This window comes from Streptomyces sp. 8K308, assembly GCF_004348315.1.
Taxonomy (GTDB): Bacteria; Actinomycetota; Actinomycetes; order Streptomycetales; family Streptomycetaceae; genus Streptomyces.
On the sequence record NZ_SMKC01000078.1, the window covers coordinates 1 to 23,771 of the forward strand.

The 23,771-nt window shown below is 74.5% G+C and carries 23 protein-coding genes and 2 pseudogenes; 9 read left to right on the forward strand and 16 right to left on the reverse strand.

The genetic code is table 11. The annotated features are described in order from the left end of the window. Positions 1-207 precede the first annotated feature (207 nt). The gene (locus tag E1265_RS14065; protein ID WP_132930659.1) at positions 208-981 is read left to right on the forward strand and encodes a class I SAM-dependent methyltransferase; all 774 of its coding nucleotides are present in this window, start codon (positions 208-210) and stop codon (positions 979-981) included. A gap of 31 nt (positions 982-1,012) precedes the next feature. Here the strand turns inward: E1265_RS14065 and E1265_RS14070 are convergent, their stop codons facing one another. The 5 genes from E1265_RS14070 to E1265_RS14090 form a co-directional block, all read right to left on the reverse strand. After that, entirely contained in the window at positions 1,013-1,924 is a 912-nt protein-coding gene (locus E1265_RS14070; protein WP_132930642.1) for an NAD(P)-dependent oxidoreductase, read from the reverse strand. A 30-nt stretch (positions 1,925-1,954) separates the two neighbouring features. Next, on the reverse strand, positions 1,955-2,797 hold the full coding sequence (locus E1265_RS14075; RefSeq protein WP_243740775.1) for a class II fructose-bisphosphate aldolase: 843 nt from the start codon (positions 2,795-2,797) through the stop codon (positions 1,955-1,957). Beyond that, positions 2,797-4,221 carry a four-carbon acid sugar kinase family protein gene (locus E1265_RS14080; RefSeq protein ID WP_132930644.1) on the reverse strand — a complete coding sequence of 475 codons (1,425 nt, stop codon included), beginning with the start codon at positions 4,219-4,221 and terminating at the stop codon, positions 2,797-2,799. The genes E1265_RS14075 and E1265_RS14080 overlap by 1 nt, the downstream gene beginning before the upstream one ends. Before the next feature lie 25 nt (positions 4,222-4,246). Further along, positions 4,247-4,948: a FadR/GntR family transcriptional regulator gene (locus E1265_RS14085; RefSeq protein ID WP_132930645.1), complete on the reverse strand. Its 702-nt coding sequence runs from the start codon at positions 4,946-4,948 to the stop codon at positions 4,247-4,249. A gap of 314 nt (positions 4,949-5,262) precedes the next feature. Continuing rightward, positions 5,263-6,519: a phosphoribosyltransferase family protein gene (locus E1265_RS14090; protein ID WP_132930646.1), complete on the reverse strand. Its 1,257-nt coding sequence runs from the start codon at positions 6,517-6,519 to the stop codon at positions 5,263-5,265. Between the two features lie 104 nt (positions 6,520-6,623). Here E1265_RS14090 and E1265_RS14095 point away from each other — a divergent pair, with 104 nt between their 5' ends. Both E1265_RS14095 and E1265_RS14100 read left to right on the forward strand, forming a co-directional pair. Continuing rightward, positions 6,624-7,451 carry an alpha/beta hydrolase gene (locus tag E1265_RS14095; protein ID WP_132930647.1) on the forward strand — a complete coding sequence of 276 codons (828 nt, stop codon included), beginning with the start codon at positions 6,624-6,626 and terminating at the stop codon, positions 7,449-7,451. A gap of 4 nt (positions 7,452-7,455) precedes the next feature. Next, positions 7,456-8,040 carry a TetR/AcrR family transcriptional regulator gene (locus tag E1265_RS14100; RefSeq protein ID WP_132930648.1) on the forward strand — a complete coding sequence of 195 codons (585 nt, stop codon included), beginning with the start codon at positions 7,456-7,458 and terminating at the stop codon, positions 8,038-8,040. Between the two features lie 24 nt (positions 8,041-8,064). On the opposite strand, the gene E1265_RS14105 is transcribed toward E1265_RS14100, so the two are convergent. From E1265_RS14105 to E1265_RS14125, 5 genes are all read right to left on the reverse strand, one after another. Beyond that, on the reverse strand, positions 8,065-8,907 hold the full coding sequence (locus tag E1265_RS14105) for a hypothetical protein (RefSeq protein ID WP_243740772.1): 843 nt from the start codon (positions 8,905-8,907) through the stop codon (positions 8,065-8,067). Continuing rightward, positions 8,904-10,160: a glycosyltransferase family 4 protein gene (locus E1265_RS14110; RefSeq protein ID WP_132930649.1), complete on the reverse strand. Its 1,257-nt coding sequence runs from the start codon at positions 10,158-10,160 to the stop codon at positions 8,904-8,906. Before E1265_RS14110 ends, E1265_RS14105 begins: the two co-directional genes overlap by 4 nt. Positions 10,161-10,174: 14 nt before the next feature. Then, a complete protein-coding gene (locus E1265_RS14115; RefSeq protein WP_132930650.1) occupies positions 10,175-10,618 on the reverse strand; it encodes a hypothetical protein in 444 nt (147 codons plus the stop codon). 131 nt (positions 10,619-10,749) lie between these two features. Next, complete coding sequence (locus E1265_RS14120; RefSeq protein ID WP_165953747.1) at positions 10,750-11,397, reverse strand: response regulator transcription factor; 648 nt, start codon at positions 11,395-11,397, stop codon at positions 10,750-10,752. Further along, complete coding sequence (locus E1265_RS14125; protein WP_132930651.1) at positions 11,388-12,503, reverse strand: histidine kinase; 1,116 nt, start codon at positions 12,501-12,503, stop codon at positions 11,388-11,390. Before E1265_RS14125 ends, E1265_RS14120 begins: the two co-directional genes overlap by 10 nt. Between E1265_RS14125 and E1265_RS39000 the strand changes: the two are divergent. Next, positions 12,501-12,641: pseudogene (locus E1265_RS39000) on the forward strand (RNA-guided endonuclease TnpB family protein); the annotation flags it as partial. The gene E1265_RS14125 and the pseudogene E1265_RS39000 overlap by 3 nt on opposite strands. Before the next feature lie 233 nt (positions 12,642-12,874). Beyond that, positions 12,875-13,465, forward strand: a complete 591-nt coding sequence (locus E1265_RS14135; RefSeq protein WP_132930662.1) for a DedA family protein — start codon at positions 12,875-12,877, stop codon at positions 13,463-13,465. A 236-nt stretch (positions 13,466-13,701) separates the two neighbouring features. Here E1265_RS14135 and E1265_RS14140 read toward each other — a convergent pair whose 3' ends face one another. Then, positions 13,702-14,373: a TetR/AcrR family transcriptional regulator gene (locus tag E1265_RS14140; protein WP_132930652.1), complete on the reverse strand. Its 672-nt coding sequence runs from the start codon at positions 14,371-14,373 to the stop codon at positions 13,702-13,704. Between the two features lie 68 nt (positions 14,374-14,441). Here E1265_RS14140 and E1265_RS14145 point away from each other — a divergent pair, with 68 nt between their 5' ends. Continuing rightward, entirely contained in the window at positions 14,442-15,809 is a 1,368-nt protein-coding gene (locus E1265_RS14145; RefSeq protein WP_132930653.1) for an MFS transporter, read from the forward strand. Positions 15,810-15,852: 43 nt separating this feature from the next. On the opposite strand, the gene E1265_RS39005 is transcribed toward E1265_RS14145, so the two are convergent. After that, a complete protein-coding gene (locus tag E1265_RS39005) occupies positions 15,853-16,302 on the reverse strand; it encodes a GNAT family N-acetyltransferase (protein WP_243740776.1) in 450 nt (149 codons plus the stop codon). A 15-nt stretch (positions 16,303-16,317) separates the two neighbouring features. After that, a pseudogene (locus E1265_RS14150) lies at positions 16,318-17,189 on the reverse strand (aminoglycoside phosphotransferase family protein); the annotation flags it as partial. 208 nt (positions 17,190-17,397) lie between these two features. On the opposite strand from E1265_RS14150, the gene E1265_RS14155 reads away from it, so the two are divergent. Further along, the gene (locus tag E1265_RS14155; protein ID WP_132930654.1) at positions 17,398-17,988 is read left to right on the forward strand and encodes a hypothetical protein; all 591 of its coding nucleotides are present in this window, start codon (positions 17,398-17,400) and stop codon (positions 17,986-17,988) included. Positions 17,989-17,992: 4 nt separating this feature from the next. Here the strand turns inward: E1265_RS14155 and E1265_RS14160 are convergent, their stop codons facing one another. From E1265_RS14160 to E1265_RS14170, 3 genes are all read right to left on the reverse strand, one after another. After that, positions 17,993-19,513 (reverse strand): hypothetical protein, encoded by a 1,521-nt coding sequence (locus tag E1265_RS14160; protein WP_132930655.1) that lies wholly within the window; start codon positions 19,511-19,513, stop codon positions 17,993-17,995. 35 nt (positions 19,514-19,548) lie between these two features. Next, complete coding sequence (locus tag E1265_RS14165) at positions 19,549-20,244, reverse strand: ATP-binding cassette domain-containing protein (RefSeq protein ID WP_243740773.1); 696 nt, start codon at positions 20,242-20,244, stop codon at positions 19,549-19,551. Positions 20,245-20,417: 173 nt separating this feature from the next. After that, positions 20,418-21,434 (reverse strand): LacI family DNA-binding transcriptional regulator, encoded by a 1,017-nt coding sequence (locus E1265_RS14170; protein WP_243740774.1) that lies wholly within the window; start codon positions 21,432-21,434, stop codon positions 20,418-20,420. A gap of 128 nt (positions 21,435-21,562) precedes the next feature. Here E1265_RS14170 and E1265_RS14175 point away from each other — a divergent pair, with 128 nt between their 5' ends. Together E1265_RS14175 and E1265_RS14180 are read left to right on the forward strand one after the other, a co-directional pair. Beyond that, positions 21,563-23,089: an alpha-L-arabinofuranosidase C-terminal domain-containing protein gene (locus tag E1265_RS14175; protein ID WP_132930657.1), complete on the forward strand. Its 1,527-nt coding sequence runs from the start codon at positions 21,563-21,565 to the stop codon at positions 23,087-23,089. Between the two features lie 342 nt (positions 23,090-23,431). Then, on the forward strand, positions 23,432-23,770 hold the full coding sequence (locus E1265_RS14180) for a hypothetical protein (RefSeq protein ID WP_165953748.1): 339 nt from the start codon (positions 23,432-23,434) through the stop codon (positions 23,768-23,770). Position 23,771 lies beyond the last annotated feature (1 nt).

Consider the following 23,771-nt stretch of genomic DNA (forward strand, 5'->3'; position numbering starts at 1 on the left):
CCCTCGCGCGGGGGTGGGCCTGCGGCCCGGGCTCGCGCGCGGCCGGGCCGCACCCGGCACCGCCAGGCCGAGCGAGATCGCCGATCCGGCGACTCCTGGCGGCTGAGCATCCGCGACTGACTCACACCCGGCGCGGTGGCCACACGCTCAAAAACGCTTCTGACCAGCGGGAACAGCGAACTGGGACGGGAGTACCAGGCTGCGACGATGGAACGCATAACCGACGTGCCCGAGAGTCTCGTCCGGCCTGCGGGTCCGGTCCAGGCGAATGACTACGACAGCTTCGCCGCGGCGTACTCGGCGGAAAACGAGAACAACATCCTGAACGCGTACTACGAGCGGCCCGCGATGTTGGCCCTCGCCGGAGACGTGGCCGGCCGTCGGATCCTGGACGCCGGCTGCGGCTCGGGCCCCCTGTCCGCCGCACTGCGCGACCGCGGTGCGGTCGTCACCGGGATCGACGCCAGCGCCGGGATGCTGGCGCTGGCGAGGCGGCGGCTCGGTGACGGCGCGGCCCCGCACGTGGTCGACCTGAACGGCCGCCTGCCGTTCGCCGACGGTGCGTTCGACGACGTGGTCGCGTCGCTGGTGCTGCACTACCTGGAGGACTGGGGGCCGACGCTGGCCGAGTTGCGGCGAGTGCTCAGGCCCGGTGGCCGACTGATCGCGTCGGTGCAGCACCCTTTCGTGGACTACGCGATCCAGGAGCCTCGGCCCAACTACCACGCGACCACCAGCTATACCGATGAATGGACGTTCAACGGACGGTCCTTCCCGATGAGGTTCTGGCGCAGGCCGTTGCACGCGATGACCGATGCCTTCACCACCGCTGGCTTCCGCCTTGCCGTCATCAGCGAGCCGCAACCCGATCCGGCCGCCCGTGAGCTGTTCCCCGACGACTTCCATGACCTCTCGACCAAAATCTGCTTCCTGTTCTTCGTCGTCGAGGTACCGCCCTCGGCTGGGGGCTCGGACGGCTAGTCAGGCCGCGGTCGTGAGCAACAGGCCGGTGTCACTCATCGCCCGGGGCCCCTCTCGGCGAGAGGACGGTCACCACGGATGAGTCGTCGCGGGCGCCGAGGCCGGCGCGCTCGCCCAGCAGGTAGAGCTGCTCGGCCGCGGCGGCCAGCGGCACCGGTACGTGGGCCGACTTGGCGATGCCGGTCACGATTCCCATGTCCTTGACGAAGATGTCGAGACGCGACCTCACCTCGGGGTCGCGGCCCTCGGCGTAGGTCTCGACCATGCGTGGGCCCCGGTCGGCGAACATGAACGAGCCGGCGGCGCCGTGCCGCAGGCTCTCCACCACGGTGGCCGGGTCGAGGCCGAGCCCGCGGGCGAGCGCGATGGCCTCGGCGGCGGCGGCGATGTGCACGCCGGCGAGGAGCTGGTTGATGGCCTTGAGCGCCTGCCCGTCGCCGGGGCGCGGGCCGACCACGGTGAGCGTGGAGGCCAGCAGGTCGAGGGCCGGGCGGGCGGCGTCGAGCGCCGCCTCGGGGCCGCCGACGACGATGAGCAGGTCGCCCTCGCCGGCGCGCACCGGGCCGCCGCTGACCGGCGCGTCCACGGTCAGCGCGCTGGCCTCCGCCAGCCGCTCCGCGGTCTCCCGGGCCGCGTCCGGGCCGACCGTGCTGGTGAGGATGACGACGGCGCCGGGACGCAGCGTGGCGGCGGCGCCGTCGGGGCCGAACAGCGCGGCGTCGAGTTGGTCGCGGTCGCGGACCGCGACCAGCACGAGGTCGGCGTCGCGGGCGGCGTCGGCGGGGGAGGCGGCGTCCCGGGCGCCGTCGCCGGCCAGCAGGGCGCGGCGGTCGCCGGCGACGTCGTAGACGCTGACGGGCAGTCGGGTGACGAGCCGGCGGGCCATGGGCAGGCCCATGGCGCCCAGGCCGAGCACGGCGACGCGAGGGGTGGCAGAGTGCATGACGGTCCTCCAGAAGGTGGGAGTGACGGTTCAGGAGGCGGGGGAGAGCCGGCGGATGACGCGCAGCGCCGCGTCGGTGACCGCGTCGCGTCCAGCCGCCCAGACGGCGACGGCGTCGGAGCCCGGCAGGGCGTCGGGCAGCCGGTCGCGGACGGCGGTCAGATAGGCGCGGCGCAGCTCGGCGTTGACGTTGACCTTGGCGACGCCGCGGGCGAGCGCGCCGCGCAGCTCCTCCTCGGGGAGGCCGCTCGCGCCGTGCAGCACCAGCGGCACGGGCACGGCGCGGTGGATGGCGGCGAGGCGGTCGAGGTCGAGGCGGACCGGTTCGCTGGTGAAGCCGTGCACGTTGCCGACGGCGACGGCCAGCGCGTCGACGCCGGTGGCGGCGGTGAACTCGGCGGCCTGCTCGGGGTCGGTCATGGCGGCGCCGCGCGCGTCCGCGTCGGTCGACACGTCCTCGTCGCCGGCGATCGCGCCCAACTCGGCCTCGATCCAGGCACCGTGCTCGTGGGCTCGGCGGGCGGCCTCGCGGGTGAGCGCCACGTTCTCCGCGAACGGCAGGTGCGAGCCGTCGACCATCACGGAGGTGTAGCCGGCGCGCAGGCAGGCGGTGATCTCGTCCAGGTCGTGGCTGTGGTCGAGGTGGACGCCGAGCGGCGCGCTGGACGTGGCGGCGGCGTCGAGGGCGAGCCGCATCAGCGCGTCCCGGCCGGCGTGCCTGAAGGGGCTCGAACCGGCCTGGATCAGCGCCGGGCGGCCGGCGGTCTCGGCGGCGGCCGTGATGCCCTGGACGGTCTCCAGGTTGTAGGCGACGAACCCTGGCAGGGCGTGGCCCTCGGCGGCGGCCCGCTTCAGGGCCTCGGTTCCGGACATCAGCACGGGGCGGCGCTCCTGAGCAGGTCGACGGCGTCGGCGAGGGCGTCGTCGGTGCCGACGTTGCCGGCGAAGACGACGTAGGGGGTGTTGGCGGCCGGGCCCGCGACGGGCTGCCAGAGCGAGACGATGCCGGGCAGCAGCGTGCCGCGGGCCCAGGCGCGGTCGATGCCGAGTCCCTCGGTGGCGATGTCGCTCGAGGTGATGCCGCCCTTGGCCACCACGAAGGCGGGCCTGCGGGCGGCGTTGACCTGCCGGACCGTCTCGACCAGGGCCGCCGAGACGCGGCGCGCGATGTCGAGGCTGGCGTCCGCGTCGACGGCGGTGACGAGGGTGCGGCTGGTGTGGATGACGGCGTCGGCGTGTTCGAGGGCGGCGGCCGCGGCGGCGGCGACGTCGGCCACGTGCGTGTCGCGGCGCTCGGCGTCGAGCAGCGTGCCGACCTCGAGTTCGAACTCGGCGATCCCGCCGCGTTGCCGGAGTCGGGCCAACTGCCGTGTGGTGAGGGAGACGTGGGAGCCGATCGCGATCAGCCCGTGCGGTGCGGCGCCGGCCGGCCGGGGCAGCGTGTCCGGGGTGAGCGGGGGCCGGCCGGCCTGTCCCGCGCGGGCCCTGACGAACGAGGGCCCGACCCGGTAGAGGAGTCGGGAGCCGGCCTCCTCGGCCTCGGCGAGGGCGAGCGCCAGGACGCGCAGATCGTCGTCTCGTACGGCGTCCACCACGGCGGTGGCGCCGTCGTGCAGGGTGCGGAGCAGGTCCGCGGTGTGTGTCGGGCCGCCGACGCGCAGGTCGTCGAGGGTGATGGTGAGCACCTCTGCGGCGCGGACGCGGCCCGCGGTCTTCTCCTCGACCCAGTCGGGGAGCGCCGAGCTGCGGTAGCCGAAGGTGGCGTCCCGCGCGAACTCGCTCCCACCGACCGGCAGCAGGCCGCCGTCCACCCGCATCCAGTGCGTGCCGCCGACGGTGAGCCGACCGGCCTCGACGTAGGCGGGGACGAGGATCGTGCCGTCGGCGCCGCCGAGTTCCTCGGCGAGCACGTCGGTCTCCAGCGGGAAGTGGCCGCGCAGGGTGGAGTCGCCGCGACTGGCCAGCACGTAGCGGACGCCGCCCTCCGCCTCGGCGGCGGCGCGCAGCGCCCTGACCACCTGACGGTTGCGCTCGGCCGCGTCGGCGGGGCCGAGGCTGCGGGTGTTGGTGAGGACGAAGAACGCGGTGCCCGGCTGGCGTAGCGCCCAGCGCAGGTCGTCCACGGCCCAGGAGGTGAGGACCGGGACGTCGGCGACGGTCTGGGTGCCGGTGGGGTCGTCGTCCAGTACGACGAGCCGGGGGCCGCCGGCGATCCGGTCCGCGACCTGGGCCGCGGATATCGGGCGCACGGGCGGCAGGCCGCCCAGGACGTCCTGTTCTGGGGTCGGGTGGGGCATGGTGCGGTTCCCGTCGGGGCGTCGGTCAGGGCTGTTCCGGCTTGCTGCGCACGTGGGTGCGCAGGTCGTTCGCGGTCTGGTGCATGTGGGCGTCCATCGCCCGCCTGGCCAGCTCGGGGTCGCCGGTGGCAAGCGCGTCGAGCACGGTCTGGTGGCGGTCGATGGCGTTGGCCCTGATCTGCGGGACGGCCGAGGTCTCCCGGCGGCCCTGGGCCAGCAGCGAGCCGAAGGGCTCGAGGAGCAGCGGGACGAAGAGGTTGCCCGAGGCGCGCAGCACGACGTCGTGGAAGTCGATGTCGGCCTGGACGAACTGCTCGGTGTCGCCGGCCTCGGCGGCCTCCCGCATGGTGGCGAGATGCTCGCTGAGCTCGACCAGGTCGTCCTCGGTCCGGCGGCGGGCGGCGAGCTCGGCGGCGCCGTTCTCGATGAGCCGCCTGGCCTCGATCAGTGCCTCGGAGAGGCCGGCGCCCGTGGAGCGCGAGGCGGCCTTGACCACGGGGGCCAGCGCGGTCCACCGGTCGGGCGGGTTCACGTAGGTACCGCGGCCTCGGACGACGCGTACCACGTTCTGCGCGCGCAGGTGCTTCACGGCCTCCCGCACGGTCAGCCGGCTGACGCCGGCCGCCTCGGCCAGCTCGGCCTCCGGCGGCAGCGTCGACCCGGGCGGGTGGACGCCGTCGACGATGGCGTTGAGCAGCTGCTCGGCGAGATCGTCAGGGATGGACATGACGGGGGCCCTCCGTTGGGCGACGCGGAGACACATCTGACATCAGACGTCTGATCAGCCGCCGAAACCCTGGCACCGGACCGGGGAACGTGTCAAGAGCCCTTCGGTGGCGTCCTGGTTCGACGCGGCGCAGCGGGGCTTCGCGATGGGCGTCCGGCAGGCCGGGCTGCCGCTCGGGGCCGCGCTCGCCTCGGCCTGCTCCCGGCCGCGTGCGGTACGGCGTGAGCGTCCTGACCGCCCTACCAGGGCCGCCTGGCCCACGCCGACCGATGACGCCTCGTGGACACTGGCGCGGCCCGCGCGAAGCGGGCGCGCTAGTGGTCCCGTGGCCGCAGGTGGTCGAGGAACCAGTCGCGGGCGAGTTCCGCCACCTCGGAGAGCGCGCCTGGCTCCTCGAAGAGGTGCGTCGCGCCCGGCACCACCGACAGCCGGCTCTCGCCGCGCAGCGACTCCCGCGCCGAGCGGTTCAGTTCGAGCACCTCCGGGTCGGAGCCGCCGACGATGAGGAGCGTGGGGGCGGTGACGGCGGAGAGGCGGGCGCCGGCCAGGTCGGGCCGGCCGCCGCGGGAGACGACGGCCGTGGCGCGGGAGTCGGGTTCGGCGGCGGCCCAGAGCGCGGCGGCCGCGCCGGTGCTGGCGCCGAAGTAGCCGACCGCCAGGTCGTCCGGCACGGCGTTCGTGGCGTGCCGCAGCCGGGACGCGAGCAGGCCGATGTCGAAGACGTTGGCCCGGTCGGGTTCCTCCCGCGGTGTCAGCAGGTCGAACAGCAGGGTGCCGAGGCCGGCGCCGCTGAGCGCGTCGGCGACGAAGCGGTTGCGCGGGCTGAGCCGGCTGCTGCCGCTGCCGTGGGCGAAGACGACGACGCTCCGCGCGCCCTCGGGGAGCGTCAGCTCGCCGGTCAGCCGCACGCCGTCGCCCGCGTCGATGGTCACCGCGCGACGGTCGCCGCCTCGCAGGCAGGCGACCACCTCGGCGTCGCTGGTCTGCTCGAAGGCCCCGTAGAACTGGCCGACGGCAGCGAACTCGGCCGGCGTCTCGGGGCAGACGAACTCGTCCGCGTCGTCGCCGATCCGCCGGCGCCAGTCGCGCGGCGCGACCGGCACCGCGAGCACCACCCGCTCCGCGCCGCGCGCCCGCGCCGAGCGGCAGGCGGCGCGCGCGGTGGCGCCGGTGGCGATGCCGTCGTCGACGACGACGGCGGTGCGGCCGGTCAGCGAGACGCGTCCGCCGCCGCCCCGGTACTTCCGCGCCCGCCGGTCGAGCTCGACCCGCTCGGCCGCCTCCACCTCGGACAGCTCGGTGTCCGAGACGCGGACGGTGCGCACGACGTCCTCGTTGAGCACCCGTGCGCCGTCCTCGCCGATGGCGCCCATGGCCAGCTCGGGCTGGAACGGCACGCCCAGCTTGCGCACCACGGCGACGTCGAGCGGGGCGCCGAGCGCCTGGGCCGCCTCGGCGGCCACCGGCACCCCGCCTCTGGGGAGCCCGAGGACCACCACGTCCCGATTCCGCAGCCCCGCCAGCTCGCGCGCCAGACGGCGCCCCGCCGCGATCCGGTCGTCGTACAGCATCCCGGTGTCTCCTCCCGGTCGGCGCCCTCCTCCCATGGAACCGCGTTCGGGCGCGTCCGGCATCCGGTCGACCATAAGGGTAACGACTGTTACCCTTATGGATCATGGCCACCACGCACCCCGTCACCGTCCGCGGTGCTGGCCCTTCCTATGGCCCTTCCTATGACCTTTCCTATGACCCCTCCTACGCCCTCTCCTACGTGGACTTCGGCGGCCCCGGCGCGCCGCTGCTCGCGCTGCACGGCCACTTCGGCCGCGCCCGCGGCTGGGCGGCGCTCGCCGCCGAGCTCGCGCCGGCGCACCGCGTGATCGCCCTCGAACAGCGCGCCCACGGCAGCGCCGCGCCCGTCGCCGACGTGCGCCCCGACGCGTACCTCGCCGACGTCGCCGCATTCCTCTCCGGCCACCTCGGCCCGGGGCCGCTGCCGGTGCTCGGCCACTCCATGGGGGGCTCCGTCGCCTACCGGCTCGCCGCCCACCACCCGGAACTGGTGAGCCGCCTCGTCGTCATCGAAGGGCCGGCGAGGAACGAGCCGCCCGTCCTCGACGCCCGCGACTGGCCACGGCGCGCCGCCAGCCTGCGGGAGCTGCGCGCGCTCCTGACCGAGCGGATCGGCCCCTTCGCCGACTACTTCCTGGAGAGCGCGGCCGAACACCCGGACGGCTGGGGGCTGTTGTTCGACCCCGAGACCCTGCTGCGCTCCCAGCGGGCGCTGCTCGGCGACTGGTGGTCGGACTGGCTCGGCTCCGACTGCCCCGCGCTGCTGGTGCACGGCGAGGACTCCACCGTGCTGCCCACGGCGCAGGCGAAGGAGATGGCGGCGCGCCGCCCCGACACCCGGCTCGCGGCCTTCCCCGGCCGCGGCCACTGGGTGCACGACGAGGACCCGGCCGGCGTCGCCGCGGCGATCCGCGCGTTCCTGAGGGGCTGAGCGCGTGCCGAGGACCGCCGATCCCGCGCGGCGCCAGCGGCTCGTCGACGACGTCATCGAGCGGCTCGCCGAGACCGGCGTCGCCGCGTTCTCGCTGCGCACCCTGGCCGCCGCCCTCGGCCGCTCGACCCGGGTGCTCACCCACCACTTCGCGGACAAGGACGCCCTGCTGCGCGCCGTCCTCGACCGGCTCGACGAGCGGCAGCACCAGGCCCTGGCCGCCACCCCCGGCTGGGCCGACCCGGCCGTCGGCATCGGCGCGATCGTCCGGGACGCCTGGGACCGGCACCTCGGCGAGGACGAACTGCCGAGGACCCGCCTTGTCCAGGAGATCGAGGGGCTGGCGGCCGCCGGCCGGCTCACCGGGCACCCGCCCGCCTTCGTCGCCGGCCGCGCCCGCTTCGTCGCCCGCGCGCTCGAACTGCGCGGCCTCGACCCGGTGGACGCCCTGGTCAGGGCCACCCTCCTCAACAACGCCTACGCGGGCCTCCAGGCCGACCTGCTCATCACCGGGGAGCGCGAGCGCGTCACGGCCGCGCTCGACGACCTCTGCCGGCTCGCCGACTCCTGGACCGGGCCCCGGGCGTAGCCGCCGCAGCGTCAGCCGGGCCGGTCAGGCCCTCTCGTAATCCACGCGGATCGCCAGGTCGTTGTCGACCGTGTAGTACGGCTGGACGGTCGCCTCCGCCAGCTTCGACGCCGGGTAGACGAACACCGCCTTCTTGTCGGCGATGTCGTCGAGCAGCCGCGCCACCCGCACCCGGGGTGCCTTGGTCGCCGGGCGGACGGTGACGTCCCAGAAGGCCGTCTGGCCCTCCGCCGCCACGCCGAGCAGCTCCGCGTACGGCACGGTGAACGAGAACGCCCCGGCGCCCTCGTCGCGCAACTCGGCCTTCCGGACGGGGCCCTTCTTGCCGCCGCCGCGCAGCTTCACCACCGCCGCGGCGCCGCGGCGGAGCTCCGCGCCGACCAGCCGCGCCCGCACCGTCATCGAGCCCTCGGGCGACACCGTGATCGGGCCCGCCTCGGCCAGCGCCGGCCGCAGCCAGGCGCGGACGGCGAACCAGCCGTCCTTGGTGCGGTACGGCACCCGCACCGCCAACGGGCCGTCGACGGCCGCCGGTTCCTGGTCAAGCAGCGCGCGCAAATCCCGCACGCCGGGCGCCACGCGCCGCCACTCCCCGTCCGACGCGACCCGCAGGTAGAGGTCCCACCGACCCTCGGCGAGCACCGGTTCGGCACCGAGCACCGCGCGCCAACGGCCGTCCGCGCCCGCCGACTCCACCGGCAGCGCGTGCCGTGTCGGCTCGCCGTCCTTCGTCCGCAGCCGCAGCTCAAGGCTCGGCGGCGCCGTCAGCGGCGGCAGCGCCAGGTCCAGCGTCAGCACCCCGTCGGCCGTCACCCGGCAGTCCGCGTGCGGGGTCTCCTCAAGCACCCCGGTCGCCGTCTCGCTCATCGCCGCACCTTCCGCAGACCCCGCACCGTGGTGATGGCCGCCGCCATCGCCAGGTCCCGCACCGTGTGCGCCACGTGCACCGGGGCCGGCACCAGGAACCGCAGCCTGCCGCGCACCGAACGCCTGCGCTCGAGCAGCTCCTCGAAGAGGCCCTCGGCCTGTACCACCACCGGCACCGGGTCGTAGCGCCGCGAGTTCTCCAGGGCGGCGGCACGCATCCGGTGCCGCAGCTCGTCGTCCCTGATCAGGTCGAGCAGCGCCCCGGCCAGCGCCTCCTCGTCGCCCACCGGCACGAGACGGCCGTCCTCGCCGTCCCTGATGATCTCGGCGGGGCCGTACTCGCAGTCGGTGCTGACCACCGGCAGGCCGCTGCGCATCGCCTCCACGATCGTCATCCCGAACGGCTCGAAGCTCGAGGTGACCGTCGCGATCGAGGCCTTGACCCACTCGCCGTCCATCGGCGTCGCCTTGCCCATCAGGAAGGCGTTGTTGTAGAGCCCGAGCTCGTTGATCAGCTCGCGCAGCGGCTCCTCCTGGTCGCCTCTGCCGTAGATCCGCAGCTGCCAGTCGGGCCGCTCGGCCGCCACGCGCGCGAAGGCGCGCACCAGCAGCTCGTGCCGCTTGGAGCGCACGAGACGGCCGGCCGCCACCACGATCTTCGCGTTGCCGTCGGCCGGCGGGATCCCCGGCTCGGGAATGCTGTTGGGCAGCGCCATCAGCCGCACCCCGGGCAGCCGCATCCGGGTCCGGTAGGCGTCGGCGTCCGCCTCGGTGACGGTGGTGATCCCGTCGAGCCGCGGGTAGGCCCTGCGCAACTCGTTGCGCAGCGCCGGCGGATGGGTCTTCAGCGTCAGATGCTCCTGCCCGATCCGCACCGCGGAGCGCGGGCCCTGCAGCGCCAGGTGCACGTTCAGGCCGGGGCGGGTGCCGATGACGACGTCCGAGGTGAGCGACGCCAGGCACTCCTCGATCCGCTCGTCCGTCAGCTCGCTGTACTGCCCGTAGCGGTACTCCGAGGCGGGGAACACCCGGGCGGGTCGCACGTGCCGCGGGTGCTCCTTCTCCGTGCGCAGGTCGACGAGGTGCCGCATCCGAACCCGCTCGTCGAGGGCGAAGTTGGGCACCTTCCGGTGCCGGAACACCGAGATGATCTCGACGTCGTGCCGCTCGGCCAGCGCCTCGGCGAGGTTGAACGTGGTCTTGATGGTTCCCCCGATCCCATAACCGTTATGGAGGAGGAAGGAGATCTTCATGCCGACATAGACCTTCAGGGGGTGACGCGTGGTTGCGCGCCATCGGATGGAACGTGAGTCGTGTCAGCCCTCCTCGCGGTCGGATCGTCGGGCCGATCGTCGAGTGACGGCAGGTCAAGCGACTGTTCGAGCTCGCGGATTCGCCGCTGGAGTTGCTGGGCGCGGCGCTCGCGCTCGTGGTCGGTCGGTCGCGGACGCGCGGTGATCACGAAGGTGGCGCAGCGGTAGACACAGTACCCCGGCACGGTCACCGGCCACGCGATTCCGAAGAGCAACGCGCCCGTGGCGGCGCTCGACCTGTCGTGGCTCTCGAAGCTCTCCACCGGGTCCTGGTCGTGGTGCCACAGGGGCTCCTGTTCGATCAGCCGGGCTCGTTGCACGGCGAAGGCGGCGCGGGCGGCGGCCAGGGAACAGAGGGTGTAGCCGATCATGCCCGCCACCAGGCACCAGGCGTACATGTCGCGATCCTTTCCGGGACTTGGTCGTCGGTCCGATCGCCCGATGTCGCCCTTGGCGGCGCCCGGGCTTCTGAACTCCTGCACGTACCCGACGCAACGCGCCGAAAACGGCGCACATCGCCGAAATCGTTTCAGGAGTCGAGATAGCGCAGCACGGCGAGCACCCGGCGGCTGTAGCCGGTGCCGCCGTGCAGCTCCAGCTTGTCGAAGATCGCGTTGATGTGCTTCTCGACGGCGCTGCGGGAGACGAAGAGACGTTCGGCGATGGCCGAGTTGGTGTGCCCCTCGGCCATCTCGCGCAGCACGTCGCGCTCCCGCGGCGTCAGCCGGCCGAGCGGGTCCACGTGCGTGCTGCGGGCCAGCAGCCGCCGCACCACCTCCGGGTCGAAGGCGGTGCGGCCGGCACCCACCCGGGCGAGCGCGTCGAGGAACTCGTCCACCTCGACCACCCGGTCCTTGAGCAGGTAGCCGACGCCGCCCTCCGGCCCGCCGCCCAACAGTTCGGCGGCGAACCGCCGTTCCACGTACTGCGAGAGCACGAGCACCCCGACCTGGGGCCGGCGCGCGCGGATCTCCAACGCCGCCCGCAGCCCCTCGTCGGTGTGGGTCGGTGGCATCCGCACGTCGACGACGGCCACGTCCGGCGGGTCCCGGTCGACGGCCGCGAGCAGCGCCTCGCCGTCCCCCACGGAGGCCGTCACCTCGTGGCCCTCCTCGGTCAGCAGCCGCACCAGACCCTCGCGCAGCAGCGTCGAGTCGTCCGCCAGCATCACGCGCACGGCAGCTCCGCTCTGATCGTCGTCGGACCGCCGGGCGGGCTGTCCACGCCGAGCAGCCCGTCCAGCGCCGCCACCCGGCGGGCCAGGCCGGTGAGCCCGCCGCCGCCCGGGTCGGCGCCGCCCTTACCGTCGTCCCCGACCGTCACCGTCAGCCGGCCCCCGGACCGCTCAAGACGGACCGTCACGCGCCCGGCGCCGGAGTGCTTCACGGCGTTCGTCACCGCCTCCGACACCACGAAGTACGCCACCGTCTCCACGGTACGCGGCGCCGGCTCCGGCACCGCGTACTCCACGGTGACCGGCAGCGGCGCGCGCTCCGCGACCGACTCGAGCGCGGCGGCGAGCCCTGCCTCGTCGAGCACCGCTGGATAGACCCGCCAGGCCACCTCGCGCAGCTCCGCGAGCGCCTGTCGGGTCTCGCCCACGGCCTGCGCCAGCAGTTCGTCCGCGTTGCCGCCGTGCCGGCGGGCGCGGCCGAGCAGCATGCCGAGCGCCACGAGCCGCTGCTGGACGCCGTCGTGCAGGTCCCGCTCGATCCGCCGCCGCTCGTCGTGCACGGCCTCCACCACGCCGGCCCTGCTGGACGCGAGCTCGTCGATCCGCCGCTGCATCGCCTGCTGCGTGCTCGGCCCGAAGAACCGCCGCGCCAGCTGGACCTCGAGCGCCGAGACGGCGAACACCCCGTGGGCCGCGAGGAACAGCAGCAGCACGCCGCCGAACCCCGTGTAGACCACCGTGAAGGCCCTGTCGGGGGGAACCAGGAACCACAGCCACAGCAGCAACGACGCGTAGCCGGCGCCCACCAGGAGCACCGCCAGCACCAGCACCCCGAGCACGGCCAGGCCAAGTCGCGCCGCGACATAGCCGAGGGCGCCCGGGCCCGCCGCCCCGGTCGGGGCCGGAGCGCCGAGGAACCGCGCCAGCCGGGCCCGTTCCAGATTCGCCAGCCACCCCGCGCCGGCCATCACACGCCGGCGCCACGGAGGCAGCGGCGGCAGCATGGTCACGGCGGCGAGCAGCGTGAGGGGGAGCGCGGCGAGGCCGGTCGCGCCGCCCGCGGCCAGCCCGGCCACCGCGCGGAGCCAGCGGCGCAGGGCGTCGTTCATGACCGGGACGTGAACGCGGCGCGTAACCTCAAGGCCGCCGGGCTGGCGGTGACGGTCTGTGGAGCCGGTGTAAGACCTCAACGGAGCACTCCGGGCGGGCAGTCGGCGACGAAGCAGAAAATCCCACGGCGCGAGCCGAAGGAACTTCCGCCTTCGGGCGGGGGAGGAAGTCAAGCCGTCACGCTAACCGGCGGGACTGGCCCGCCGTACTGCGGTTTTCCGCACCTCGGTTTTGGGGCGGCCCGCATCACGGGACGCCCACCGTATTTTGTACGGTCTTTACTGTGATCCTATCCACCGCACCCGTGTTACTGGCGGCCTCGGACGACTCGGCTGAGGAGCTCGGCGGCATAGCCGGCTGGGCCACCGACATGATGGAGGCGCTCGGCGCCCCCGGCGCCGGCGCCGCCATCGCCCTGGAGAACCTGTTCCCCCCGCTGCCGAGCGAGGTGATCCTGCCGCTGGCCGGCTTCACCGCGAGCCAGGGGAACATGAGCCTGTGGGCCGCACTGGTGTGGACCACCATCGGCTCGGTCGTGGGCGCGATGGCGCTCTACTGGGTCGGCGCGCTGCTCGGCCGCGACCGGCTGATCGCCGTCGCCGCCAAGCTGCCGCTGGTCAAGATCTCGGACATCGAGAAGACGGAGGCCTGGTTCGCCAAGCACGGCGCCAAGGCCGTCTTCTTCGGCCGGATGATCCCCATCTTCCGCAGCCTGATCTCCGTGCCGGCCGGCGTCGAGAAGATGCGGGTCTCCACGTTCCTGCTGCTCACCACGTTGGGCAGCGCCATCTGGAACTCGCTGTTCGTGCTGGCCGGCTACCGCCTCGGCGAGGACTGGGAGCGCGTCTCCGAGCTGGTCTCCGTCTACTCCAGGGTGGTGCTGGTCGTCGTCGCCCTCGCGCTGCTGGCGTTCATCGCCTTCCGCGTGACCCGCCCGGGAGCCGGCAAGCGCCGGGCGTGACGGGGCGGGCGTGGCCGCCCTACCCGGCCCGGCCACGGGCCGGGTAGGGCCGGCGAGGGGAAGGAGAGCCGGGCCCGGCGACGCCCGGGGGCACGCCGTGCGGGCTGGCCCAGGCCGTGGGTCCCGGCCGCTCGGCGGGCACCAGGGGCGGCTGCGCCGCCGGTGCTCGCTCGCGGGCTCACGCGGAACCCGTCCGCGCTGCCGGCTCACCACCGAGCAGCGGCTGGCGGACGGTCTCACGTGTGTCCGGTGGTGAAGTCCCCGGAGGGACCGGGCGAGGCCGCCTCGCCGTGCCGGCGCTCGCGCCAGCGGTCCGTGGCGACGCCGGAGAGGACGATGTCGACGACCTGTTCCGCCAGGTCCTCGGTGATCGGCAGGTGGTCGAAGAGGGCGCGGTAGTAGGTGGTCGCGGCCAGCATGTCGAGCAACAGGTCGACGTCCGCGTCCGGGCGGATGTCGCCGCGGTCGATGCCGCGCCGCAGGGCCTGGGCCGTCGAGGCCCGGCGAGGATGGAAGAAGCGGTCGAGGAAGGCCGACGCGAGCTCGGGGTCGTCGGCGAGGTCGGCCACCAGGGCGGGCAGCGCCCGGCGGCTGACCTCGGTGGTGAAGGCCCGGGTCAGGGTGCCGATGCCGGCGATGAGGTCGCAGTGCGTGCAGCCGGTGTCGGGGGTCGGCTCGGTGCCGATGGTGGTGGCGAGCGCGTCCACCACCAGGTGTTGCCGGGAGCGCCAGCGGCGGCGTAGCGCCGGCTTGCTGGTGCCGGCGCGGTTGGCCACCGCCTCCAGGGTGAGCCGGCCGTAGCCGGACTCGTTGAGGAGCTCCAGCACCGCCCGGGGGACGGCCGCGTCGATGCGTTCGTCGCGGGGCCGGCCGGCGCGGCTCTCGGCGCTGGTCGAGGACTTGGACATGTGACCACTATAGGTAGACTCCTATATCGTTCCGTCTCGGAACGGAATGATATCTGGAGAGGGGTCCCATGTCCCAGCGAACCGGCGAGCCGACGCGGGAGAGCGTCTTCGCCCCACCGCACCGCGCGCTCACGGTCGGTGTCGTCCTGTCCGTCGGCACCGTCGCCTTCGAGTCCCTCGGCGTGGCGACCGTCCTGCCCGAGGTCGCCCGGCGCCTCGACGGGCTCGGCGCCTACGGCTGGGGCCTGTCCGCCCTGATGCTCGCCAACATCCTCGGCACCGTGCTCGCCGGCCGCGCGGCCGACCGCGGCGGCGCCCGACGCCCCATGGCTGTCGGCCTGCTGACCTTCGCCGCCGGCTGCGCCCTGGCCGGGGCCGCCACCAGCTGGCCGCTCTTCCTGCTCGGCCGGTTCGTCCAGGGCCTGGGCGTCGGAGCCATCATGGCCATGGCCTACACCGCCATCGGCCTGACCTACCCGGAACACCTCAGGCCCAGGATGTACGCGTTGCTCTCCTCGGCCTGGACCGTGCCCTCGCTGGTCGGCCCGGTCCTCGCCGGCACCCTGGCCGACCACACCAGCTGGCGCGCCGTCTTCCTGCTGATACCCCCGCTGGTCGCCGTCGCCGCCCTGCTCGTCCTCCCGGCCCTCCCCGGCGGCAGCGGGGCGCCGGCCAGCCGCGAGCGCGGTCCGCTGGTGGCCGCCGTCGCCCTCACCCTGGGCACCGCCCTCTTCCTCCAGGCCCTGCTGCTCGACGAACTCCTCCCGCTCACCCTCCTCGCCGCCGCCGGCCTTGCCGTCGCGATCCCGGCGCTGCGCCGGGTCACCCCGGAGGGAACCCTGACGGCCAGGCGCGGCATCGGGTCCGGCATCGTCATCCGCGCGCTGCTGTGCGCCGTCTACTTCGGCAGCGAGACGTACCTGCCGCTCGGCCTCCAGGAGGTCAGGGGACTGAGCGTCACCGAGGCCAGCCTCGGCCTGTCGGTGGGCGCCATCAGCTGGGTGGCCGGCGCGGCCCTCCAAGCCCGCCGGGACGGGACGGGCACCACCCGCGCCCGCGACGTGGCGCTCGGTTTCGGCGGGCTGCTGGCCGGCGTGCTGCTCATCGGCGTCGCCATGCTGTCCGACGCCGTCCCCGCGCACCTCGCCACGCTCGGCTGGGCCATCGGCGGCCTCGGCATGGGCATGGCCTTCAACGCCTCGACCACCGACACCCTCGAACAGGCGCTGGACCGCCAGGGCGAGGTCAGCGCCGCCCTCCAACTCGCCCAGACCCTGGCCACCGCCGTGCTGGCCGGACTCGGCGGCGCCGCCGTCGCCTTCGCCGGTGAAGGGACGGACGAGACCAGGGCCGCGCTGCTCGCCACCTTCGCCCTCACCGCGGTGCTCGCCACACTCGGCACGACGCTGGCCGGCCGGCTCCGTCCCAGGCCCTAGCCCGGGCGGTGACTGACCGGCCGTGAGCTCGAACTTCCCTCTCTCAGGACCCGGCCAGGGCGACCCGCATGATCGGCAGCACCCGCCCCGGCGCCACCTCGCGCCCGCCGATCCGCTCGGCGCCCAGATGGCGGTAGAACGGCTCGGCGTTCGGATCCAACTCCCAGGTCAGGGAGCGAAAGCCGCGCTCACGGGCCGACGCCACCGCGTGCTCGAACAGCGTGCGGCCGAGTCCGGTGCCGATGACCGGCGGGTCGAGGAACAGGTCGGCCAACTCGCCCTCGGGTGCCTCGCCGCGCAGCCCGTAGTAGCCGAGCAGGACGCCGTCCCGCTCGGCGACCACGACGTGGTCGTCCCTGATGGACTCGGCGGTGACCGTCAGCAGGCTCCGCCACCGGTCGAGCACGTCCGGCGGATAGCCCCAGTGCGCCTTGGAACGGCGCGTCAACGCGGTGAGCGCGTCGGCCTCGTGCGGTTCGGCGCGGCGCAGCACGGGCGCCGTCGCGCCGTCCGCCAGGACCTCCCGGAGCGCGTGCCGGCTCTGGCGGACGATGCCCGGGTTGGTGTCCCAGTAGTACGGCATGGCGATCACCGCCTGGGCGAGGGCCCAGCCGCGGCCGCGCAGCCAACTGGCGTCGTCGGTGCCGACCTCGCCGCGGAAGCGCCGGCGGCCCTCGGCGGCGAACAGGTGCCACGCCGGTTGGAGGTCGCAGGCGGGGTCGCCGACGTTCAGCCCGCCGAAGTCGATGACGGCCGACAGCCGGCCGTCGACCACCAGCAGGTTGCCGGGCAGCAGGTCGCCGTGCACCCACACCTCCTTGCCCGACCAGGCCGGGGCGGACAGGGACTCCTCCCAGGAGCGCAGTGTCGCGCGGCCGTCGATCCGGTCGCCGAGATCGGCGACGGCGCGGCGCACCCCCTCGTCGAGCTCGGCAAGCGGCGCGCCCCGCGCGCCCGTCGGGCGGGGGTGCGCGCCCGTCGTGTCCACCCGGCGCAGGGCGCGGATGAAACGGGCCAGCTCGACGGCGGCCCGCGCCGGATCCTCCAGCGCGCCGTCGGCTCTCTCGCCGGGCAGCCACTCGTGCACCGACCAGGCGAACGGATAGCCCTCGGCCGGGCGCCCGATACCAGCGGCACGGGCACGGCGAGCGGCAGGTGCGGGGCCAGCCTCGGCAGCCACTCGGCCTCTTTGGCCGCCTGGCCCTCCGCCCAGCCGATGCGCGGCAGCCGGACCGAGAGCCGCTCGCCGACGCGGTAGACGTCGTGGTCGGTGCCGCACGACTCCACCAGCCGGACCGGCAGCTCCGCCCAGCGCGGGAACTGCCCGGCGAGCAGCCGGCTCACCAGCGCCGGATCGGTCTCGATCTCGTCCGCGTGCATCCTCGTCCTGGCCACCGCGCGATCATCACGTCGCCGCCGGCCACGGACAACCGGTTTTCCGCCGGCCAGGTCCTCGGTCGCACGGACCAGCGGGCCAGTCTCCGCCCCGCGCACGGGCACCCCTCCCGGGCGGTGGTCCGTAGCCTGTACCAGGTGGTGATCGTCGGACACCGGGCACCCCGGCGGGCACGCGCGAGGGGAGAGACGGATGGTCTGGTACGCCGTGACGTTCTTCGCCCTGGCCGCGGCGTTCGGGGTGCTGACCCTGATCGGCCCGCGGCGGCTCTTCGAGCACGGACCGCGGTGGTACCGCGATTCCGACGCGGCCGCTCAAAGGGCGCTCACGCCGTCCGACCAGGCCTTCCGCTACGGGCGCGTCGCGCAGGGGGTGGCAGCGGTGATCATGCTGCTCGGCGGCTGGTACGTGCTGGACCGCGCCGACGACTTCGACGACGAGCCGGCCGAGGCGTCCGCCGAGGAGGTGCGCGCCGCGGCCGAGCGCGCGGCCGATGCGGTCGACGGGAACCAGCGGCTCGCGACGGAACCCGGCCATGACGCCGTGGACATCGAGCGGGCGCTCGGCCCCGACCTGCTCGTCGAGGAGAACGGCGCGGCGTTCACCATCACCAACACCGAGGGCGAGCACCCCGTGTGCCTGCTGATCGACGAGCGGGTCGCGGACTCACCCCCGTCGATCGACGACCTGCCGCCGTACGTTGACGAGGAGCTGGCACGCGAGGCCGCGCGAAGCATCGTCCGGGTGACGCTGTCCACGTCGGTGCGGGCCGGCGCCTGCTGAGCGCTCAGACGGATCGCCGGTGCGTCGCCCGGCGCAGCAGTGCCGTGGTCAGCGCCGCGCAGGCGGCCAGCGTCGACCAGGCGTCGGCGAGTGAGAGGGCGAGCGTCAGGCCTGCGACGGCGGCGAGCGGGGCCGCCAGCCGCCACGCGGCGGAGACCGCCACCGGCAGCCACGTCGGCGGGGGCGCCTGGTGGGCCGCCACCAGGCCGGCGGCCACCAGGACCGGGACCGCGGCGAGCAGCGCCGGCAGGGTGCCGCACGCGAGGCCGACCGGCAGCCCGAGCGCGAGCAGCGCCGCGCCCGGGGTCAGCGTGTGGCGGAGGGCGAGGCCGGCCGCCGTGCCCGACCACCACAGTCGGGCGCGGCGCGGATCCTCCGCGTCGAGGCGGGCCGGTTCCAGCAGCCGGCCGGCCGCCGCGTAGCCGAGCGCGGCGGCCAGCGCGGTCGCCACGACCGTTCCGGGCCTGAGGAACACGCCGGCCGCCGCCAGCAGCGCCGCCGCCGCGCCGAGGCGGCGCGGCTCGGCCAGCAGCCCGACCGCGTCGCGCCACGGCACCGCGAGCCGGCGCGAGCGCGGCGGCCGTAGCCTCCGACGCCAGCGCGCCAGCCGCGGGAAGCCCGCGCCGCCGCCGGACGCGCCGGCCAGCGCGAGCCGCACCGCGCGCGGCTCCAACGCCAGCGCCGCGGCCGACACCTGCCACACCGCCCGCGACCTGGCGCGCAGCGTCGCCGCCGGCATCGTGGTCACCAGACGCCGCACCGGAAGCAGCGCCGCCACCGCGCACCCGCCGAGCAGCGCCGCCGCGACCGGCCAGTGCGGCGCGCCGAGGCCGGCCGCCGCCAGCGCCGGCTGGCCGGCCCAGCCCCAGGGGCCCGACCACAGCGCGGCGTCCTCGACCCAGCCGGGCGGCGGCCGCTCCCCGGCCGTCACCGCCAGCCAGCAGAACACCCCGGCGAGGCCAAGCGCCGGCACGGCGAGCCGGCGCGCCAACCGACCGGCGGCCGGCAGCCGTTGCACCGCCACCGCCACCCCGACGGCCAGCAGCGCCATCCCGCAGGCCGGCGGCCAGCAGGCCGCGAGCAACTCGCCGAGGCCGCCGAGACCGGCCGCCGCGAGCACCAGCGCGGTGCCGACGCCGGCCGCCAGGCCGGCCAGTAGCAGCACCCCGGACGACAGCAGCAGCCAGGGCCGCAGCAGCGGCCAGCGCGGCACCGGCATGGGCAGCAGCCAGTCCGCGTCGTGGCGCGGCAGCACCACGGGGCCACGCCACACGGCGTCCACCGCCACCAGGGCCAGCGCGACGAGCGACAGGGCCACAAGCCCGTACGGCAGCCCGGCCGCGATCCGGTCCGCCTGCTCGACGAAGGCCCCGCCACGCTCGATCGACAGCAGCAGCCCGAAGCCGTACGTCCCGGCCCAGGTGCCGAACAGCAGGGTCGTGACGTACGCGGTGTAGCCGGCCCGCCGGAGCCGGCCGGCGCCGCGCCTGGCCCGCAGCCAGTCGAGCGCGGCGCGCTCCGTCACCACAAGACCCGCCCCCGACCTCGACCCGACCGCCGTCACGAGGGGAGCACCCGCTCGGGCGTGCCCTCGGCCACCACGTTGCCGTTGTCGAGCAGCAGCACCCGGTCCGCGACCGCCCGCGCCAACTCCCGGTGGTGGGTGGCGAACAGCAGGGTGACGCCGGACTCGCGCCGCTCGGTCATGGCCCGCGCGAGGCGCTCCCTGGCGGCCGGGTCGAGCCGCTGCTCGGGCTCGTCGAGCAGCAGCAGCTCCCGGGGGCGCAGCAGCGCGGCGGCCAGTAGCAGCTCCTGGAGCTGGCCAGAGGAGAGCTCCGCGGTCAGCGCCCCGGCGCGCTCGGCGAGGCTGTGCGCGGCGAGCGCCGCGTCGACCGCCGCCTCGCCGTCGGGGACCGCGTGCCCGACGGCCACCAACTCCAGGTGCTGCCGCACGGTCAGGTCGGGGTAGCAGGTGAGCGCGTCGCCGACGACGGCCACCCGGGCGCGCACCACCGGGTCGTCCTCGTCCATCGGCGCGCCGGCGAAGAGCACCCGCCCCGTGGTGGGCTGGTCCCGGCCGGCGGCCAGCCGCAACAGCGTCGACTTGCCGGAGCCGTTGTGCCCGAGCAGCGCCACGGCCTCGCCGGGCGCCAGCGTCAGATCCAGCGGCCGCAGCACCTGCCGCTCCCCGTGGCTGCGGCTGACGCCGTCCAGCACGAGCAGCGCCTCATCCGCTTCGATGTCGCCCTCCCTCAACGATCGCCGGCCGTCACCGTACGTCGGGCGGCGCGAGCCTTGACACCCGGGCATACGCGTGCGATCTTCCTGTATCGATAAAAGGCCCAGGTCGGGGGAGGAAGCGCGTGGGACGCGGTCGGGGGAGCGGCGGCGCGTACGGCGGCCCGGCGGTGCGCCGCCAGGCGCGGCCGTCAGCCGCCGGTGGACTCGCGCACGACCAGCCGGTGTGGACCGACGAACTCCTCGAAGGCGCTCTCGTCCCGGCGGCCGGCGATCCGCTCGGTGAGCAGCCGCAGCGCCGCGTCGGCCATCTCCGAGTGGCCGGGCGCGATGGTGGAGAGCGAGGGCACCGAGTAGGCCGCCTGCTCGATGTCGTCGAAGCCGATCACCCGCACGTCCCCTGGCACCTCAAGGCCGTGGTCGGCCAGGGCGCGCAGCGCGCCGAGCGCCAGCATGTCCGTCATGCACACCAGGCCGTCGAACGCGATGCCAGCCCCGACCAGTGCCCGCACCCCGGCCGCGCCGCCCGCCAGCGTGAACGCCTGCTCGAGCACGAGCTCCTCGCGCCACGGCAGCCCCGCCTCGACCAGCGCCCGCCGGTAGCCCGCGGTGCGCAGCGAGCCGGCGTTGACCCCGGCGTCGAGCGAGCCGCCGAGCACCGCGATCCGGCGGCAGCCGCGCTCGATCAGGTGCCGGGTGGCGTCCTGGGCGCCCGCCACGTTGGCCATCGCCACGTGGTCGAGCGCGCCGGCGCCGGTGATCCGCTCGCCGAGCGCCACCACGGGGAACTCGGAGCGCAGTTGCTCGGCGTCCTCGTTGCCCAGGCCCACGGTGCTGATGATCAGCCCGTCGTACATCCGCAGCCGCGAGTGGGTCAGCGCGCTGAGCTCGCTCTCCCGGGTCGCGCCGGTCTGCTCGACCACGATCTGGTAGCCGAGGCGCGTGGCGCGCCTGGTGAGCAGCGCGGCGAGCTGCCCGAAGTACGGCGCGTCGATGTCGGGCACGGCGAGCCCGATGATCCCGGTGCTGCCCGACCGCAGGTTGCGGGCGGCCACGTTGACCCGGTAGCCGAGCCGGTCGATGGCCTCCAACACCCGGTCCCTGGTGGCGTCGCTGACGTAGCGGTGGCCGTTGACGACGTTGGACACGGTCATCACCGAGACGCCGGCGACCTTCGCGACCTCGCTCATCGTCACTCTCGGCGCCATGGGCCGATTATCCACCGCCTTATCCACCGCCTTATCCACCGCCTTATCCACCGCCTTATCCACCGCCTTAGCCACTGCCTTAGCCACCGCCGAGCCGAAACCGATCACGAAAGGCCTGGGTGTTCCCCATGACGGAGCGCACCGCCACCGCCATCATCAACCTCGACATCGAGGGCCCCACGATCAGCCGCCACCTCTACGGCCACTTCGCCGAGCACCTGGGGCACTGCGTCTACGGGGGTTTCTACGTGGGCGAGGACTCGCCGATCCCCAACGAGGGCGGCATCAGGCTGGACGTCGTCGAGGCGCTGCGCGCCCTGGACATCCCCAACCTGCGCTGGCCCGGTGGCTGCTTCGCCGACGAGTACCACTGGAGGGACGGCATCGGCCCCAAGGAGGGCCGGCCGAGGATGGTGAACACCCACTGGGGGAACGTCGAGGAGAACAACCACTTCGGCACACACGAGTTCATGGCCCTGTGTGAACTGCTGGGCGCCGAGCCGTACATCAGCGGCAACATTGGTTCCGGCACGGTGCAGGAGATGAGTGAGTGGGTGGAGTACCTCACCCGGGACGGCGACAGCCCGATGGTGCGGCTGCGGAAGGAGAACGGCCGGGAGGAGCCGTGGCGGGTGCGGTTCTGGGGTCTTGGCAACGAGACCTGGGGCTGCGGCGGCAACATGCGCGCCGAGTACTACGCCGACCTGGCCCGCCAGTACGCCACCTACTGCCGGGACCACGGGGACAACAAGCTGTACCGGATCGCGTCGGGCGCGGCCGACGACGACTACGCCTGGACCGAGACGCTGATGAAGCAGATCAGCTGCTTCGGCTGCGAGGCCACCCCGAAGAACTTCTTCCAGGGCCTGTCCTTCCACTACTACACGCTGGCCGGCCCCTGGGAGGCGAAGGGCAGCGCCACCGACTTCGGCGTCGAGGACTACTACCGGACGATGGTCGCGGCCCGGCGCGTGGACCGGCTGATCGCCGGCCACTCGGCGGTGATGGACTGCTACGACCCGGGCCGGCGGGTGGGTCTGGTGCTGGACGAGTGGGGCACCTGGTGGGACGTGGAGCCGGGCACCAACCCGGGTTTCCTCTACCAGCAGAACACGCTGCGTGACGCACTGGTGGCCAGCACCCACTTCGACGTCTTCCACCGGCACGCCGACCGGCTGGTGATGGCCAACATCGCGCAGACCGTGAACGTCCTGCAGGCGATGGTGCTGACCGACGGCGAGCGGCTGGTGAAGACCCCGACCTACCACGTCTTCGAGATGAACAAGCGGCACCAGGACGCCACCTCGCTCGCCGTCCACCTGCGCACCGCGGGCACCCGACGGCCGGTCGGGGACGGGGAGTTGGAGACGCTGTCGGTCTCGGCCAGCGTCCGGGACGGCGAAGTGCTGGTCTCGCTGACCAACCTCGACGCCGAACAGGCCACCGAGATCACCCTCGACCTGCGCGGCGGGGTCGTCGGCGAGCCGAACGCCCGGCTCCTGACCGCCGACCGGCTCCAGGCACACAACACGGGCGACGACCCGGAGGCGGTGGCGGCGCGTCCGTTCGACGACGTCGCGCGGACGGCCGAGGGCGGGCTGCGGCTCACCCTCCCACCGCACTCGTTCGGCACCGTGGCGGCGCGGCTGCGCTGACGACCGGGTCGCGCGCGGTCGGCGCCCTGTTCGACCGCGCGCCCTCGGCGCGCTGCCGGTCGCCGTGCGGGCGGCGGTCTCGGCGCCGTTCGGCGCGGACGGACCAGAGGGGACGGGGGACTCACGTTCCCGAGCGCCGAGGAGGCAGCACGAGATGAACCCGAGCCCGATGCTCTGGCAGTCGGTGGTGTTAGCGGTCGTCGTCTCGGTGTGATGGTCTGCGTGACCGTCTGGTCCGTCAGCCGTGCCACCATCCCCCCGAACCGCACGTCACGAGCCGCCCGGCCCTCGCGGCAGGCGCGGTCCGCGCGGACCGGCGCCGTGCGTCGCGCGAAGCCGCCGATGCCGAACGCCGAGTCGCCGCCCATGCCCGGCACGGCGGGCGGTGAGTTCACCCAACGACTGCTGGAGCCACGGCAGTTGCTTGAGGTGCACGCCGCCGAGGCGGCCGACGACGCCCGCCGGCTCGCCACCGAGGTCGCCGTCGCCGCCTCCGAACTCGCCGCGCGGGCGCTGCGCGGCGGCCCACCGGTGGACGAGGCGCGGCGCCTGCTGGCCGCCGTCAGCGAGCTGCTGCGCCAGACGGAGCGCGGTGACACGCTGACCGCCCTGGTCGGCTCCGTCTACGGCGACCCGCTGCCCGGCATGTCCGTGGACGCCCTCACCGCCACCACCCGCTGAG

What these genes read in the sequence shown, in the direction of transcription:
- E1265_RS14105 (WP_243740772.1), bottom strand. Translation starts at nt 8,907, where the DNA reads ATGAGCGAGACGGCGACCGGGGTGCTTGAGGAGACCCCGCACGCGGAC.
- E1265_RS14170 (WP_243740774.1), bottom strand. Translation starts at nt 21,434, where the DNA reads ATGGCGCCGAGAGTGACGATGAGCGAGGTCGCGAAGGTCGCCGGCGTC.
- E1265_RS14075 (WP_243740775.1), bottom strand. Translation starts at nt 2,797, where the DNA reads ATGTCCGGAACCGAGGCCCTGAAGCGGGCCGCCGCCGAGGGCCACGCC.
- E1265_RS14070 (WP_132930642.1), bottom strand. Translation starts at nt 1,924, where the DNA reads ATGCACTCTGCCACCCCTCGCGTCGCCGTGCTCGGCCTGGGCGCCATG.
- E1265_RS14125 (WP_132930651.1), bottom strand. Translation starts at nt 12,503, where the DNA reads ATGAACGACGCCCTGCGCCGCTGGCTCCGCGCGGTGGCCGGGCTGGCC.
- E1265_RS14180 (WP_165953748.1), top strand. Translation starts at nt 23,432, where the DNA reads ATGCCGAACGCCGAGTCGCCGCCCATGCCCGGCACGGCGGGCGGTGAG.
- E1265_RS14115 (WP_132930650.1), bottom strand. Translation starts at nt 10,618, where the DNA reads ATGTACGCCTGGTGCCTGGTGGCGGGCATGATCGGCTACACCCTCTGT.
- E1265_RS14080 (WP_132930644.1), bottom strand. Translation starts at nt 4,221, where the DNA reads ATGCCCCACCCGACCCCAGAACAGGACGTCCTGGGCGGCCTGCCGCCC.
- E1265_RS14140 (WP_132930652.1), bottom strand. Translation starts at nt 14,373, where the DNA reads ATGTCCAAGTCCTCGACCAGCGCCGAGAGCCGCGCCGGCCGGCCCCGC.
- E1265_RS14090 (WP_132930646.1), bottom strand. Translation starts at nt 6,519, where the DNA reads ATGCTGTACGACGACCGGATCGCGGCGGGGCGCCGTCTGGCGCGCGAG.
- E1265_RS14175 (WP_132930657.1), top strand. Translation starts at nt 21,563, where the DNA reads ATGACGGAGCGCACCGCCACCGCCATCATCAACCTCGACATCGAGGGC.
- E1265_RS14110 (WP_132930649.1), bottom strand. Translation starts at nt 10,160, where the DNA reads ATGAAGATCTCCTTCCTCCTCCATAACGGTTATGGGATCGGGGGAACC.
- E1265_RS14155 (WP_132930654.1), top strand. Translation starts at nt 17,398, where the DNA reads ATGGTCTGGTACGCCGTGACGTTCTTCGCCCTGGCCGCGGCGTTCGGG.
- E1265_RS14085 (WP_132930645.1), bottom strand. Translation starts at nt 4,948, where the DNA reads ATGTCCATCCCTGACGATCTCGCCGAGCAGCTGCTCAACGCCATCGTC.
- E1265_RS14095 (WP_132930647.1), top strand. Translation starts at nt 6,624, where the DNA reads ATGGCCACCACGCACCCCGTCACCGTCCGCGGTGCTGGCCCTTCCTAT.
- E1265_RS14145 (WP_132930653.1), top strand. Translation starts at nt 14,442, where the DNA reads ATGTCCCAGCGAACCGGCGAGCCGACGCGGGAGAGCGTCTTCGCCCCA.
- E1265_RS14065 (WP_132930659.1), top strand. Translation starts at nt 208, where the DNA reads ATGGAACGCATAACCGACGTGCCCGAGAGTCTCGTCCGGCCTGCGGGT.
- E1265_RS14135 (WP_132930662.1), top strand. Translation starts at nt 12,875, where the DNA reads ATGATGGAGGCGCTCGGCGCCCCCGGCGCCGGCGCCGCCATCGCCCTG.